Genomic DNA, 13,133 nt, shown 5'->3' with positions numbered 1-13,133 from the left:
ACGTGATCTTGCGAATTTACATTCAGGTTCTGGCGCTACTGTGTGGCACAGCCTTTCTTCTGATGGCCTCCGGCCTCCACGGCCTGCTGCTGCCATTGCGCGGCGGCCTTGAAGGCTTCTCCGTTGCATCTCTGGGTATGCTGGGCACCACATGGGCGGGTGGCTTTGTCGCGGGCTGTGTCTTCGCCCCGCGCCTTGTGCGACGCGTCGGGCACGTTCGTGCATTTGGCTGCTTTGCAGCCTCCGCAGCTATCATTGCACTTCTGTCCGGCATCTATATTGATGCGATATCATGGATTATTTTGCGCACCTTCACTGGCTTCTCTATGGCGGGCGCATTCATGGTGATCGAAAGCTGGCTCAACGAGCGCGCCACCAACGAATCCCGCGGCAAGATTTTTGGCCTCTATATGATGGTCAACTACGGGGCCACAATGAGTGGTCAGATGATGGTGGCGAACGGAGATATCCGCGGCGATCATCTGTTCATGATCACCGGCATTCTTTTCTGTCTGGCGCTTATTCCAACTGCCATGTCGACGGCTGTCAGTCCAAAACCTCTCACCGAGGTTCAACTTGATCTCAAAGCGCTTTACCGCAATTCACCCGCCGCCTTCGTCGGCTGTATCCTGATCGGCATTGCCAATGGCGCATGGGGCACACTGGGCGCTGTGTTCGGCGCAAAATCTGGCATTTCGACTACAGAAATCGCATTGATGGTCAGCGTAACCATTGCTGCCGGTGCTCTGATGCAAATTCCGGTCGGGCGCATTTCCGATCTTGTTGACAGACGTTATGTTCTGGCCGGGGTTGCTTCACTTGCAGCTCTCGTCGGACTTATGGCCTTCATCATCGGCCCGTCGAACGGCAAAGTCATAATCATCATGACAGGCTGCTATGGCGCGCTCGCCTATGCACTCTATCCCGTCGCCGTTGCCCATGCGAATGACCACGCGTCGTCTGAAAGCTTCGTGAAAGTATCAAGTGGACTGCTGCTGCTTTACGGTTTTGGCACCATGCTCGGGCCCTTGCTGGCAGCCGCCGCTATGGACATCTTCTGGCCATCCGGTCTATTTGCAATAACTGCCCTCGCCCACATCTCGATCACCGGCTATGCGCTGTTCCGCTCGCGCAGGCGCGCATCCGTGCCAAAGGCTGAGAAAGAACAGTTCAAGAGCATGCCTTCTGTGAAGAGCGCGACACCAGAAGGCATGAATCTCGACCCGAGAGCGGAAGTTGACGGCTGAGAAGTCGCTTCAGGCAAGCAACAAAAAAGCAGCGAATAATCGCTGCTTTTCACCATGCTGTTAAATTTATCTAATATTGGATGCTTGGGATGCTCGGCGGCTGACGCACAGCCGCCAACATCTTCAACAGTACCATCCTATTGGCCGTCACCAATGGCGATTGCGTACTGTCCATGGAACTTTCGGATTTGAAAAAGTCCGAAAGCGATAAGCTTTGGAGCGCGGCCCGAGAAGTCTGAAGTTATTCTCGGATAGAATACGCGAAGATCCAAAACATTAGGGTGTCGACCTTATTCGATCAGATCGAACACACGCTACTGACGGATGGTTTAATGTCGAGTGACTTGTGTTCTCAGTTTTTCGATCTGCTCCTTGAGCACGAGCTTTTTGCGCTTGAGAGATGCAACGTGAAGATTGTCCATTGCCGGTGACGCCATGGCATCGGAAATTTCCTGCTCCAGAGCGCCGTGCTTTTTTTCGAGCGTGGCAAGATGGGACTCGATAGCCATCATCATTTCTCCTTTGATTGATTTCCCAAAGGATGAAACCGTGCGCGAAGTACCTGCCAACCGCAAAGCTTCACCCGCTCACACTGCGCAAATACCCAAAATACTCCTGTTTTTTCGGGCCAGTTACGCAGTCCCGACTGTCATGAACCGCAGCTCGTTGACAGCCGCCCATGACAGAACCATGACACTTTGGCATGAGTGAGGTCGAAAGTCGAATTTGTCGTGGTAGCATTTTCCAATCACGAAAAATGTGATAAGGGCTGCTCTCGAAACGGGTCTGTGCCACGCTGGCGCGGCCCGTAATATTATTCTGAACAATACGGGGCAAACCGCATGTCCGATCAGGAACAGGCCGAAATCAGATTGGCCGTCGCACGTCTGAAACAGGAACACGCGGATTTCGATGCAGCCATCAACGCCATGATGACGGTCGGCTGTGATCAGTTGCGTATCCAGCGCATGAAAAAGAAAAAACTCGCTATCAAAGACAAGCTGCAGGAAATGGAAGATCATGTCATTCCTGACATCATCGCCTGATCTTCAGATAGCAATGAGTTTTTAGCCGGGGTCCGCCCGGCTTTGTTTTAACTACACGAACGACCGAACTACGGAAGCGGAAATAGGAAAGATCAATGAGCGTGAGTGCAGACGTCGCCATCATTATGGGTAGCCAGTCCGATTGGGAAACCATGCGTCATGCTGCCGATACGCTGGATGCATTGGGAATATCTTTTGATGCCCGTATTGTTTCCGCGCATCGGACGCCTGATCGCCTTGTTGCTTTCGCCAAAGGCGCGAAAGCCGAAGGTTTCAAGGTGGTGATTGCCGGTGCAGGCGGTGCTGCCCACCTTCCAGGCATGGCCGCAGCCATGACGCCTCTTCCGGTATTTGGCGTTCCCGTGCAATCCAAAGCTCTTTCGGGACAGGACTCGCTTCTTTCGATCGTCCAGATGCCAGCAGGCATTCCAGTCGGCACTCTGGCGATTGGCCGTGCAGGTGCTGTGAATGCAGCCCTTCTTTCCGCAGCCGTTCTTGCACTTTATGACGATGCACTCGCGGCACGTCTGGATGAATGGCGCACAGCGCAGACCGAAAGCGTTGCAGAACGCCCATCCGACGAGGTCTGATATGGCAAATTCAGCACTCACAGCTAGCCTGAAAGCCGGATCGACAATCGGCATTATCGGCGGCGGCCAACTTGGCCGTATGCTTGCAATGGCGGCTGCTCGTCTCGGATATGAGACCGTTATTCTGGAACCTCAGGCTGATTGCCCTGCAGCACAAGTCGCAAATCGCCAGATCGTTGCTGCCTATGATGATCCAGCTGCGCTCGCAGAGCTTGCTACCGCCTCTGATGTCATTACCTATGAATTCGAAAATGTGCCGGTGATTGCCGCAGACAAGCTAGCGGAAACGGCGCTCGTCCTGCCACCGCCCGCAGCACTCGAAATCTCGCAGGATCGCTTTACAGAAAAGCAGTTCCTCAATGAAAGCGATATCGCGACCGCACCATGGCGTCTGGTTGATGATGAAGAATCGCTCATTGCAGCTTTGGGTGCACTTGGCGGACGCGGCATCCTGAAAACCCGCCGTCTGGGCTATGACGGCAAAGGACAGGTTCGCCTGACATCCCTCAATGAGAGCGAGGCTCGCGCAGCACTTGAGACGATCAAGCACGCGCCTGCGATCCTTGAAGGCTTTGTTGCGTTTGAGCGCGAGGTTTCGGTTATCGCCGCCCGCGACCGCAGCGGCAATATTGCGATTTTCGATATCGCCGAAAACGTCCACAAGGACGGCATTCTCGCGACCTCTAGCGTTCCAGCAACCATCCCTGCAAAAACGGCGGAAGCGGCCAGCAAGGCAGCCGAGAAGCTTTTACATGCACTCGACTATGTCGGTGTGCTTGGCCTCGAGTTTTTCGTTCTCGCCGACGGCACTCTGCTGGCAAATGAGTTTGCGCCACGTGTGCACAATTCAGGTCACTGGACAGAAGCCGCTTGCGCCATTTCACAGTTCGAACAGCATATTCGCGCAGTTGCGGGACTTTCGCTTGGTGATACGGTTCGCCATTCAGACTGCGTGATGGAGAATCTGATCGGTGACGACATTGAGCAGGTGCCAGCGATTCTCGCAGAATCGAATGCAGTGCTTCATCTCTACGGCAAGAAGGAAGCTCGCCCGGGCCGCAAAATGGGTCATGTGACCCGCATTAAGCCCCGCGCAAGTTGAGCATTACAGGGGAATCCATCAGATTCCCCTGTTAACAGGCCCCTGCGGCAAGATTTTCCGAACAGAGCTTCGTGAATCTGTCGTGCGGGAGTTGACATTTGGCTGGAATATTGTGTATTTCGGCCAACCCTTCGGGCAGGAATACTGCCTGTAACCAATTGGCGCCTTGGGCGCCTGTTTTTATGCAGCCCGGCGGCATGTTCTGTCGATGGGCCAACCAAGACCGGTGATTGACATGAAGATCAAGAATTCGCTCAAGGCGCTCAAGGCTCGTCATCGTGACTGCCAGCTCGTTCGCCGCAAGGGCCGCGTTTACATCATCAATAAGACTGCTCCGCGCTTTAAGGCTCGCCAGGGCTAATCTTATTTCTGATTTTGCATTTGACGTTTCGCTGCGCATGATGAAGATTATGCGCATGCGGAACGTTTTTGCACATCTGGGTCACACCTCGCTTTTGTCAGCTATCAGCGCAGCTTTGCTTATCATGAGCCCTGCCCTTGCTGATACAAAGCCATCGCTCACAGCCCCTATTCTGCCTGTTCAGGTTGGCGCTGACAGCGAACAAAAGCCACAACAGGAAAAGCCTGCTCCGGCTGCAGCGCAAACGCCTGAAGAGCGCCTCGACAAGCTTTTTGCTGATCTCAAGCGCACATCCAACGAGACAAAGGCGCGCCGCATCACCGTTCAGATCAATCAGATCTGGTCGCAATCTGGCAGCGCTACGGTAGACCTTCTCGTGCAATGGGCGAGTAGCGCCATGCTTGAAAAACGCTATACCTCAGCACTCGATTTCCTAAATGAAGCCATCGCAATCGATCCGGACTATGCTGAAGCATGGAACCGTCGTGCGACTGTCTATTACCTTCGAAACGACTATGCCCACGCTATGTACGACATCAATCGTACGCTGGAACTTGAGCCGCGTCATTATGGTGCGCTTACCGGCATGGCCGAGATTCTGCGTGCACGCGGGCTGAAAGAACAGGCGCTGCGCGCCTATGAACAAGCGCTACAGATCAATCCAATGATGCGGGACGCGCAGAAGAGTTTCTTCGATCTCACCGAAGAACTGAGCGACACTCGCACCTGATTCCTTTGCAGGACGCCTCAAACTGAGAAAGTGTAGAGCGCCATCTCAAAGCGCAAGGCGTTGATCACCTGCGGCTCTCCATGGCTTGATCCTTTGCCATGCTTAGGATGAGACCGAGGCCTTGTCCTTCTTCAACAAACAAAAACGCGCCCCGAAAGGAGCGCGTTTTTTATCAACTATAACTAGCACCTTAACCGAATGCCGCCAGTTTAGTCTGTGGACTGACCGTCGGCACCGATATAGGCGATGCGCAGCAAATTGGTAGCACCCGGCGTTCCGAATGGTACACCTGCCGTAACAATCAAACGATCACCAGCCTTGCCAAACTCTTCCTTGAAAGCAACCTGACAGGCGTGATCAACCATGTCTTCCAGATCATGCGCGTCTTCTGTCACCACGCAATGCAGACCCCAGACGACCGAGAGACGGCGCGCGGTTTCAACAATCGGCGACAGTGCAATGATTGGCGTACGAGGACGTTCACGCGCTGCACGCAGGCCCGTGGCTCCTGAAGCCGTATAGGTGACAATAGCCGAAAGATTGAGCGTTTCAGCAATCTGACGAGCAGCCAGCGCTATCGCATCTGAACCAGTCGGCTCAGGGATCGCACGCTGTGCATCGAGAATACCCGGATAGGTCGGCTCGCGCTCAACCTTCTCGGCGATACGGTTCATTGTTGCAACAGCTTCGACCGGATACTGGCCGGACGCGGATTCAGCAGAAAGCATGACAGCATCAGCGCCTTCGAAAACAGCGGTCGCAACGTCAGACACTTCAGCGCGGGTCGGAACCGGTGCGGTGATCATTGATTCGAGCATCTGCGTCGCCACCACGACCGGCTTACCAGCGCGGCGTGCCTTGCGGATCATCTGCTTTTGAATGCCCGGAACGCTTTCCAGTGGCATTTCAACGCCAAGATCACCACGAGCAACCATGATCGCATCGGAAAGCTCGATGATCTCATCGAGACGCGTCACAGCCTGCGGCTTTTCAATCTTCGACATCAGGCCGACCTTGCCACCCGAAATCTTGCGTGCTTCGATCAGATCTTCCGGACGCTGAATGAACGACAGGGCAACCCAGTCGATTTCTTCCTTCAGAACCGCGTGGAAATCCTTGTAATCTTTCTCTGTCAGAGCACCGACACCCAAAGTGGTGTCCGGAAGGCTCACGCCCTTGCGATCAGAAATGCTTGTGCCAGCGACAACCTTGCAGCGGATCGACTTGCCGTCAGAGGCTTCGGCAATCAGTTCCAGCTTGCCGTCGTCGATCAACAGACGATGACCGGGCTCCACAGCTTCCAGAATTTCCGGGTGCGGAAGATACACACGGGTTTCGTCGCCCGGCTCTTCATTGTTGTCGAGTGTGAAAGTCTGGCCTGCAACGAGCGCGACCTTGGTATTCTTGAACTTGCCAACGCGCAGCTTGGGACCCTGAAGGTCAGCCAGAATTCCGATAGGACGGCCAAGTTCCTTTTCTACATTACGAATGCGCTGAACAAGCGTACGCATCGTGTCATGATCGGCATGACTCATGTTGATACGGAAGACGTCTGCACCGGCTTCAAAAAGCTGACGGATGACGGATTCCTCGCCGGACGCCGGGCCGAGTGTGGCGAGAATCTTGACCTTGCGGTTGCGCTTCATTGATTATTAGTTCCTGTAACTGTGGAGTTTTCTAGCGGCGTTTCGTCAGTAAGCTGTACCATCCAGCTCGATTGTTCCCCGGTATCGTATTCCTGGAAGCCATTGCGCTGGAAACCCCGCGCAAAGCAGTCCTGAACACCCGTGATACGGAATTCCTTTTCCGCAACACACATGTTCACCTTACCTTCCCAGCGGCCGCCGCTCTGGGAATCTTCAGCATAGAGATAGTAATAGCGTGACGAGAGTGGGCCTTCGAGCAGCGTCTTGCAGGTTGAACCGTCAATATGCCACCAGCCCTCAGTCACCCAGCCTGTCTTGGCTCTATAGCCAATGGCGACACCAACCAGGTTCTGGGTTGAGTTACACACCCGAAAATCAGCACGCGCTTCCAAAGCTGTTATGCCCAGTGTACCGATAAGCACGCTGGAGAACAAACCTAAGAAAAGTGGAAGTCGCATTCGCCGAACTCCTTCAGCCCGCAATCGCTTTTGTCTCACGCAAGGAAATCCTCTTTCGATCGCTCTCTTTTCGGCAGTTTCGCCTTTGATGTCAACGCAATCCCGGAGAGAACAAATCAGTTACAGCATTTCCATTCAAACTGCATAGCGATTTAAGCGGAAAAACGTCCAATTTAAACGATTAGATTGGCTTCTTTGTCTCAACCCGGAAACTCCTTCCTCAATCTTTTGAGAATGATCGTTGCAATCTCGACTTTCTCATGACAGAGCTGAAACTACTTGCGATTTGTGACAAAAATCTCACCGAAGAAGCCACTTGCATGTCATCTGCTCCGTCCTTTTCCCCCGTCCATCAGGTCGATGGCAATCTCGGTCTTGGCCTGCTTCTAACCGCCGACCATGCCCGACGTGATTTGCCGGCTGAATATGGCAGTCTGGGTCTGGCAAAAAGCGAGTTTGAACGGCATATCGCGTATGATATCGGCGTCGAGGAACTTACACGTCAGCTCGCTGCAAAGATTGACGCACCAGCAGTCATGGGTGGCTTCTCGCGCCTGCTGATCGACCCCAATCGCGGTGAGGATGATCCGACCCTCATCATGCAATTATCGGACGGCGCGGTCATTTCCGGCAATTATCCGATGACCCCGGATGAGCGTGAGAAACGCCTCGATAAGTTCTATCGTCCCTATCATGATGCAGTCGCATCCGTGAGCACCCAGGTCGCACTTGCGAGTGGCAAAGCGCCTTTTGTTGTTTCCATCCACTCCTTCACGCCAAACTGGCGTGGCAATGATCGGCCATGGCACATTGGTCTTCTATGGGATTCCGACCCGCGCGCGATTACTCCACTCCTTTCGATGCTACGCGACCAACCCGGCCTGATCGTAGGCGACAATGAGCCATATAATGGCGCGCTGAAAAACGATGCCATGTATCGTCACGCAACCAGCCGCGGCTATGCGCATGTGCTCATTGAAGTACGACAGGATCTGATCGCAGAGAAAACTGGCGCGACCGAGTGGGCCGAGCGACTGGCACCGATGCTTACCGCTATCAACACGCTGCCGGAAATCCATGAAATCCGGCATTTTGGTTCGCGAACAGGGCCTATCGATTAATCGCCTTTACCCGCTATCCACAGCCAAAAGGCGATAAATGGCCCCAAAGCCTCTTAATTTTGCTCGCGACTCGCACGAAAAACGTTTCAGACTTTCGACAATCGCGCCGTTCCTTTACAGCATGTCGCAGAAAAGATGGAACCGGCTTTCCGGTGACGATACGCGCGTCGAAACAAACCGCTATTGCTTGCATTCATAATCGACTTTGAATTGGAGAAACCCGTGAGCGACGACATTACCAGCGAAGCCCAGACAATTGCTGTTGGCCAGTTGCGTGCTTTCATCGAGCGCATTGAACGTCTCGAAGAAGAAAAAAAGACCATCGGCGACGATATCAAGGAAGTTTACGCGGAATTGAAGGGTTCGGGGTTTGACAGCAAGGTCGTAAGGACCATTATTCGTCTGCGTAAAAAAGAAGACCATGAACGTCAGGAAGAAGAAGCCATGCTCCAGCTCTATATGGATGCATTGGGCATGGGCTGACTTTAAGGGCCCGACTCTCTTCCTGAAATCGTAACCCTGCGGGTCCGCAAGGGGTCGTATGCACAGGAAGAGGATAGGGTCCATGGAGTTTAGAAAGCTCGGACGTACTGAACTCGAAGTTTCGCCGCTTTGTTTTGGCGGCAACGTATTTGGATGGACGGTCGACGAAGCGACTTCATTTTCGCTTCTCGACCGTTTTGTCGATGCAGGACTTAATTTCATCGACACGGCGGATGTCTATTCCGCATGGGCGACAGGAAATACTGGTGGTGAATCCGAAACTATTATCGGCAACTGGCTGAAATCCCGCGGCCTGCGCCATAAAGTCGTCATCGCCACCAAAGTTGGCTCAGAAATGGGGCCGGACGAAAAAGGCCTTTCTCCCACTTATATCCGCAAAGCCGTCGATGCCTCCCTCAAGCGGCTCCAAACCGACTATATCGATCTATACCAGTCTCACTGGGACGACCCGGAAACACCGTTCGAGGATGTGCTGGGAACATATAAAGAGCTCATGGCCGCTGGCAAAGTGCGCGCTATCGGCGCATCAAACCTCACCCCAGAACGTCTCACCGAAGCGCTTGATACGTCCAGCAAACACAATCTGCCGCGCTATGAAACTTTGCAGCCACTTTACAATCTCTATGATCGTTCGGGTTTTGAAAGCGGACTTGAAGCAATCTGCCGTGACAATGAGCTGGGCGTCATTCCCTATTACGCGCTCGCAGCCGGCTTCCTGACGGGTAAATACCGTTCGAAGGATGATCTTGGGCAGAGTGCGCGCGGCTCATCCGTCGAAAAATACCTGACCGATCGTGGATCACGCATTATTGCGGCGCTCGATCAGGTTGCCCGCGCAAATGATGCCACACCTGCGCAGATTACGATTGCCTGGCTGATTGCCCATCCGGCAATCACTGCACCCATTGCCAGTGCAACGCGTTCTGCCCAGCTTGGTGAACTGATCGACGCAACGCAGATAAAACTGGATGCGGAAGCTATCGCGCTGCTCAACAAGGCAAGTGCTTAGAATCGGTCGTCGAGGGATAAGAAATTATCCCTCGATCTCTTCCCTCAGCATCTCCAATTCCAGCCATTCTTCTTCCATGGAAGAATGCTCTGTGCGCTTCTTTTCAAGAATATCGGCCGTCTTGGCAAATAGCGTTGGATCTTTGGCATACAGCTGCGGATCAGCCAGCTTCCCTTCCAGAACGGTGATTTCCTTTGCCAGCGCATCCATTTTGCCCGGCAGGCTTTCAAGTGCAAATTTCTGCTTGTAGGAAAGCTTGCGCTTTTCCTCTCGCTTGGGCTGCACAGCCTCATTGCCCTTTTCGTCGGCGCGTGCGGCAGCGGCCTTCACATTGCGGCGCGCCAAAGCCTGTTCTTTGCGCTGCGCCATCATATCGGCATAGCCACCGGCATATTCGAGCCAGTTGCCATCACCTTCCGGCGCAATCACAGAGGTCACGGTGCGGTCAAGGAAATCGCGATCATGGCTGACGAGAATGACCGTGCCAGGGAATCCGGAAACCAGTTCCTGCAAAAGATCGAGCGTCTCCATGTCGAGATCATTGGTCGGCTCGTCAAGGATCAACAGATTGGCAGGCCTTGCCAGAACGCGCGCCAACATAAGACGCGCTCTTTCACCGCCTGATAGCTCACGGATCGGCGTGCGTATCTGTTCAGGCTGGAAAAGAAAGTCCTTCATGTAAGAAACGACATGGCGCTGCTCACCGTTGACGATGAGGCTTTCGCCGCGACCATCGGTCAGATAATGCGCCAGCGTATCATCCAGATTGAGGCTTTCACGCTTCTGATCAAGCTCGGCCATTTCGAGATTGACACCAAGGCGCAAAGTGCCTGAGTCCGGTTGAAGCTTGCCAGTAAGCATTGACAAAAGTGTGGTCTTGCCTGCCCCGTTAGGACCAACAAGCCCGATCCGGTCACCGCGTTGAACACGAGTCGAAAAATCTCGGACCAGTACGCGCTCATCATAAGCTTTGTTGAGCTTTTTCGCTTCAATGACAAGCTTGCCGGATTCCTTGGAATCGCTTGCTGCCAGAACAGCATTGCCTTGCGCCTTGCGATGATTGCGAAACTCCGACCGCATCGAATGCAGCTCACCAAGACGACGCACGTTGCGCTTGCGGCGAGCCGTCACGCCATAGCGCAACCAATGCTCTTCGCGTGCGATCTGGCGGCCAAGCTTGTGCAGATCGCGTTCTTCCTCTTCCAGAACCTTGTCACGCCATTCCTCAAAATGCGCAAAGCCCTGATCGATGCGACGGGTAATGCCGCGATCAAGCCACACAGTCGAACGGCTGACATTTTCAAGAAAGCGACGGTCATGCGAGATCAACACGATAGCCGAACGGATCTGACGCAGTTCGTCTTCCAGCCATTCAATCGTATTGAGATCGAGATGGTTTGTCGGCTCATCAAGCAACAGCACATCAGGCTGCGGCGCGATCACGCGTGCAAGGGCTGCACGGCGCGCCTCACCACCAGACAGATGATCGGGTTTTTCTTCGCCAGTAAGGCCCAGATGCTCAAGAAGATAGGTTACGCGATGCGGATCATCTGCCGGTCCAAGCCCGGCTTCGACATATGCACGTACATTGGGAAAACCATCAAGGTCCGGCACCTGCGGCAGATAACGAACCGTCGCGCCCGGATGCTTGAACACTTCGCCCGAGGTCGGCTCGACCATATTGGCCGCGATTTTGAGCAAAGTGGACTTGCCTGAACCGTTGCGGCCGACCAGCGCGATGCGGTCGCCCTCACTCACAGAAAGGGCAGCTTCCTCCAAAAGCGGTGTGCCGCCAAAGGTGAGCTTGATCTGGTCGAGGCGAAGAAGCGGAGGTGCCATGGTTCTCTTTGAAAAAAGCGGTTGAAAATTCCGCCCTGCTTGTCGGGGACAAAAGCCGTTCTGTCAAATGGAACCGTCAAAAAACAAACAGGCCGGGTTTCCCCGGCCTGTTTTTAAACTTTGATCCCGCTAAACGGACCAACCCGTCTTAGTTACAAGGTGCTTCGTAAACGCGACCGTAATTATCGCGGTAACGACAATACTGAACATTGTTACGGGTTGTTGCAGCACCGAGAAGCGTACCGCCGACAGCACCAATGGCAGCCCCGGTCAAAGCACCACGACCATTGCCACCGATTGCGCCGCCTGCGAGCGCACCAAGAGCTGCACCACCGACACCATAACCGGCAGTACGTTGTTCACCCGTCGTGCATGCTGCTGTTGAGAACGCAAGCGCACCGACGATTGCAATCATGGAAAGACGTGACTTCATGAAACAATCTCCTACTAGAGTTACACCAACACCGACTTTGCGTCCCCAACTTCGGCGTAAAGCAGATCATACCCGCTTGACCCATTTACAATACGTTTCACCTGTTAGCGTCAAGCAGTTTCAATTTTTAAGGTTAGCAGCTGCCCTGAAAATGAGCCTCCTCACTCAAGTTCGCTACAAGTATCGCAAGACCTGAACGCGCTGAAACGCAAAGAGTTCCACGCACAATATTGGAGACAGTCCACGATGAACCAAACGGCAAGGTCACATTGTCTAACGGCCACTCGGCATTTGTGATTGTAAGCCCTTCAACGGTGCAGAAATTCACAACGCTAAAAGATGTGCCGTCCGGTAAATCATAAACATAGTCTCCTGCGACCAATGGCCATGCTTCCTCCGCTCCGCTGGACAGAAGAATGTTTCTGCCTTTTGCGACTTGCGCGGTTGCCATAGTCAGATGCAGCAAGGTGTGATCGGTACGCGAGCCACCAAAAGCACCGCAGAGAATGACCTTACTCGCTCCACGCTCAAAGGCTTCCTCAAGCGCAAGCTCACCATCCGTCATATCCTTGGCAGCGGGAAAGGTTCTTTGCGGCACATGCGCATATTTCTCTTTCAATGCGTCGGAGGTTGAATCGAAATCTCCCAACCAAAGTTCGGCCTCAACCCCAAGGGCTTCCGCGTGGCGCATCCCGCCGTCCGCAGCAAGAACTCGCGCGCCAGCTATCTGCCGTTTCAAGCGTTCCGTGACGACGAGATCGCCGCCGAGAAGAATAACAAATGTGCTCATAAATCGCTCATAACACGCGTTAATTCTACCCGGAAGCCTGCATGTTGATGCGGAAGCATCCCTTGCCCTTCTCTTTGCAAGGCTCTATTGTCGGCCCTGCTCTAACGGGGTGCCATTCAACCATTGAATAGCTGAGAAGCCGTACTCCGGCTAACCCGCTGAACCTGATCCGGCTTATACCGGCGGAGGGATTAGATGCTGCCCGATTTATCGATAACGGCGCTCAATCCTTTAAGTAAAAGAAAGGACCTGCCGTT

General features: G+C 53.7%; 15 protein-coding genes and 1 riboswitch. Of the genes, 9 read left to right on the top strand and 6 right to left on the bottom strand.

Annotated features, from left to right (window positions below; genetic code table 11):
* The first annotated feature begins 8 nt into the window (after positions 1–8).
* Positions 9–1,247: an MFS transporter gene (locus OIV19_RS19475; RefSeq protein ID WP_095447357.1), complete on the top strand. Its 1,239-nt coding sequence runs from the start codon at positions 9–11 to the stop codon at positions 1,245–1,247.
* 329 nt (positions 1,248–1,576) lie between these two features.
* Here the strand turns inward: OIV19_RS19475 and OIV19_RS19470 are convergent, their stop codons facing one another.
* The gene (locus OIV19_RS19470; protein ID WP_024895753.1) at positions 1,577–1,759 is read right to left on the bottom strand and encodes a YdcH family protein; all 183 of its coding nucleotides are present in this window, start codon (positions 1,757–1,759) and stop codon (positions 1,577–1,579) included.
* Between the two features lie 330 nt (positions 1,760–2,089).
* Here OIV19_RS19470 and OIV19_RS19465 point away from each other — a divergent pair, with 330 nt between their 5' ends.
* The 5 genes from OIV19_RS19465 to OIV19_RS19445 all read left to right on the top strand — a co-directional run bounded on the left by OIV19_RS19465 (position 2,090) and on the right by OIV19_RS19445 (position 5,076).
* Positions 2,090–2,293, top strand: coding sequence for a YdcH family protein (locus OIV19_RS19465; protein ID WP_095447358.1), 204 nt, complete (start codon positions 2,090–2,092; stop codon positions 2,291–2,293).
* Between the two features lie 101 nt (positions 2,294–2,394).
* Positions 2,395–2,883 carry a 5-(carboxyamino)imidazole ribonucleotide mutase gene (gene purE, locus OIV19_RS19460; protein WP_191793453.1) on the top strand — a complete coding sequence of 163 codons (489 nt, stop codon included), beginning with the start codon at positions 2,395–2,397 and terminating at the stop codon, positions 2,881–2,883.
* 1 nt (position 2,884) lies between these two features.
* Positions 2,885–3,985: a 5-(carboxyamino)imidazole ribonucleotide synthase gene (locus tag OIV19_RS19455; protein WP_264233163.1), complete on the top strand. Its 1,101-nt coding sequence runs from the start codon at positions 2,885–2,887 to the stop codon at positions 3,983–3,985.
* A 235-nt stretch (positions 3,986–4,220) separates the two neighbouring features.
* The gene (gene ykgO, locus OIV19_RS19450; RefSeq protein WP_002967908.1) at positions 4,221–4,346 is read left to right on the top strand and encodes a type B 50S ribosomal protein L36; all 126 of its coding nucleotides are present in this window, start codon (positions 4,221–4,223) and stop codon (positions 4,344–4,346) included.
* 124 nt (positions 4,347–4,470) lie between these two features.
* The gene (locus tag OIV19_RS19445) at positions 4,471–5,076 is read left to right on the top strand and encodes a tetratricopeptide repeat protein (protein ID WP_434063363.1); all 606 of its coding nucleotides are present in this window, start codon (positions 4,471–4,473) and stop codon (positions 5,074–5,076) included.
* Positions 5,077–5,285: 209 nt separating this feature from the next.
* Here the strand turns inward: OIV19_RS19445 and pyk are convergent, their stop codons facing one another.
* Both pyk and OIV19_RS19435 read right to left on the bottom strand, forming a co-directional pair.
* Entirely contained in the window at positions 5,286–6,722 is a 1,437-nt protein-coding gene (gene pyk, locus OIV19_RS19440) for a pyruvate kinase (protein ID WP_095447362.1), read from the bottom strand.
* Entirely contained in the window at positions 6,719–7,180 is a 462-nt protein-coding gene (locus OIV19_RS19435) for a DUF1036 domain-containing protein (protein WP_095447363.1), read from the bottom strand. The genes pyk and OIV19_RS19435 overlap by 4 nt, the downstream gene beginning before the upstream one ends.
* Before the next feature lie 320 nt (positions 7,181–7,500).
* On the opposite strand from OIV19_RS19435, the gene OIV19_RS19430 reads away from it, so the two are divergent.
* From OIV19_RS19430 to OIV19_RS19420, 3 genes are all read left to right on the top strand, one after another.
* Positions 7,501–8,301: an N-formylglutamate amidohydrolase gene (locus OIV19_RS19430; RefSeq protein WP_095447976.1), complete on the top strand. Its 801-nt coding sequence runs from the start codon at positions 7,501–7,503 to the stop codon at positions 8,299–8,301.
* A gap of 222 nt (positions 8,302–8,523) precedes the next feature.
* A complete protein-coding gene (locus OIV19_RS19425; RefSeq protein WP_007876730.1) occupies positions 8,524–8,784 on the top strand; it encodes a DUF2312 domain-containing protein in 261 nt (86 codons plus the stop codon).
* A gap of 82 nt (positions 8,785–8,866) precedes the next feature.
* A complete protein-coding gene (locus OIV19_RS19420) occupies positions 8,867–9,814 on the top strand; it encodes an aldo/keto reductase (protein ID WP_264233031.1) in 948 nt (315 codons plus the stop codon).
* A gap of 24 nt (positions 9,815–9,838) precedes the next feature.
* On the opposite strand, the gene OIV19_RS19415 is transcribed toward OIV19_RS19420, so the two are convergent.
* From OIV19_RS19415 to OIV19_RS19405, 3 genes are all read right to left on the bottom strand, one after another.
* On the bottom strand, positions 9,839–11,653 hold the full coding sequence (locus OIV19_RS19415; RefSeq protein ID WP_095447365.1) for an ABC-F family ATP-binding cassette domain-containing protein: 1,815 nt from the start codon (positions 11,651–11,653) through the stop codon (positions 9,839–9,841).
* A 148-nt stretch (positions 11,654–11,801) separates the two neighbouring features.
* Positions 11,802–12,086, bottom strand: a complete 285-nt coding sequence (locus tag OIV19_RS19410; RefSeq protein WP_094578220.1) for a YMGG-like glycine zipper-containing protein — start codon at positions 12,084–12,086, stop codon at positions 11,802–11,804.
* Between the two features lie 133 nt (positions 12,087–12,219).
* Positions 12,220–12,876: a thiamine diphosphokinase gene (locus OIV19_RS19405; protein WP_264233028.1), complete on the bottom strand. Its 657-nt coding sequence runs from the start codon at positions 12,874–12,876 to the stop codon at positions 12,220–12,222.
* A gap of 95 nt (positions 12,877–12,971) precedes the next feature.
* Positions 12,972–13,084, top strand: a riboswitch (TPP riboswitch).
* Positions 13,085–13,133 lie beyond the last annotated feature (49 nt).

The sequence above is a fragment of the Brucella sp. HL-2 genome, from assembly GCF_025846885.2.
Lineage (GTDB): Bacteria > Pseudomonadota > Alphaproteobacteria > Rhizobiales > Rhizobiaceae > Brucella > Brucella quorumnocens.
This window is presented reverse-complemented; position numbering and strand designations above follow the sequence as displayed.

Excerpts from the sequence above, each read along its gene's own strand:
- OIV19_RS19470 (WP_024895753.1), bottom strand. The coding sequence starts at position 1,759 with ATGATGGCTATCGAGTCCCATCTTGCCACGCTCGAAAAAAAGCACGGC.
- OIV19_RS19465 (WP_095447358.1), top strand. The coding sequence starts at position 2,090 with ATGTCCGATCAGGAACAGGCCGAAATCAGATTGGCCGTCGCACGTCTG.
- OIV19_RS19455 (WP_264233163.1), top strand. The coding sequence starts at position 2,885 with ATGGCAAATTCAGCACTCACAGCTAGCCTGAAAGCCGGATCGACAATC.
- ykgO (WP_002967908.1), top strand. The coding sequence starts at position 4,221 with ATGAAGATCAAGAATTCGCTCAAGGCGCTCAAGGCTCGTCATCGTGAC.
- OIV19_RS19445 (WP_434063363.1), top strand. The coding sequence starts at position 4,471 with ATGAGCCCTGCCCTTGCTGATACAAAGCCATCGCTCACAGCCCCTATT.
- pyk (WP_095447362.1), bottom strand. The coding sequence starts at position 6,722 with ATGAAGCGCAACCGCAAGGTCAAGATTCTCGCCACACTCGGCCCGGCG.
- OIV19_RS19435 (WP_095447363.1), bottom strand. The coding sequence starts at position 7,180 with ATGCGACTTCCACTTTTCTTAGGTTTGTTCTCCAGCGTGCTTATCGGT.
- OIV19_RS19430 (WP_095447976.1), top strand. The coding sequence starts at position 7,501 with ATGTCATCTGCTCCGTCCTTTTCCCCCGTCCATCAGGTCGATGGCAAT.
- OIV19_RS19420 (WP_264233031.1), top strand. The coding sequence starts at position 8,867 with ATGGAGTTTAGAAAGCTCGGACGTACTGAACTCGAAGTTTCGCCGCTT.
- OIV19_RS19415 (WP_095447365.1), bottom strand. The coding sequence starts at position 11,653 with ATGGCACCTCCGCTTCTTCGCCTCGACCAGATCAAGCTCACCTTTGGC.
- OIV19_RS19410 (WP_094578220.1), bottom strand. The coding sequence starts at position 12,086 with ATGAAGTCACGTCTTTCCATGATTGCAATCGTCGGTGCGCTTGCGTTC.
- OIV19_RS19405 (WP_264233028.1), bottom strand. The coding sequence starts at position 12,876 with ATGAGCACATTTGTTATTCTTCTCGGCGGCGATCTCGTCGTCACGGAA.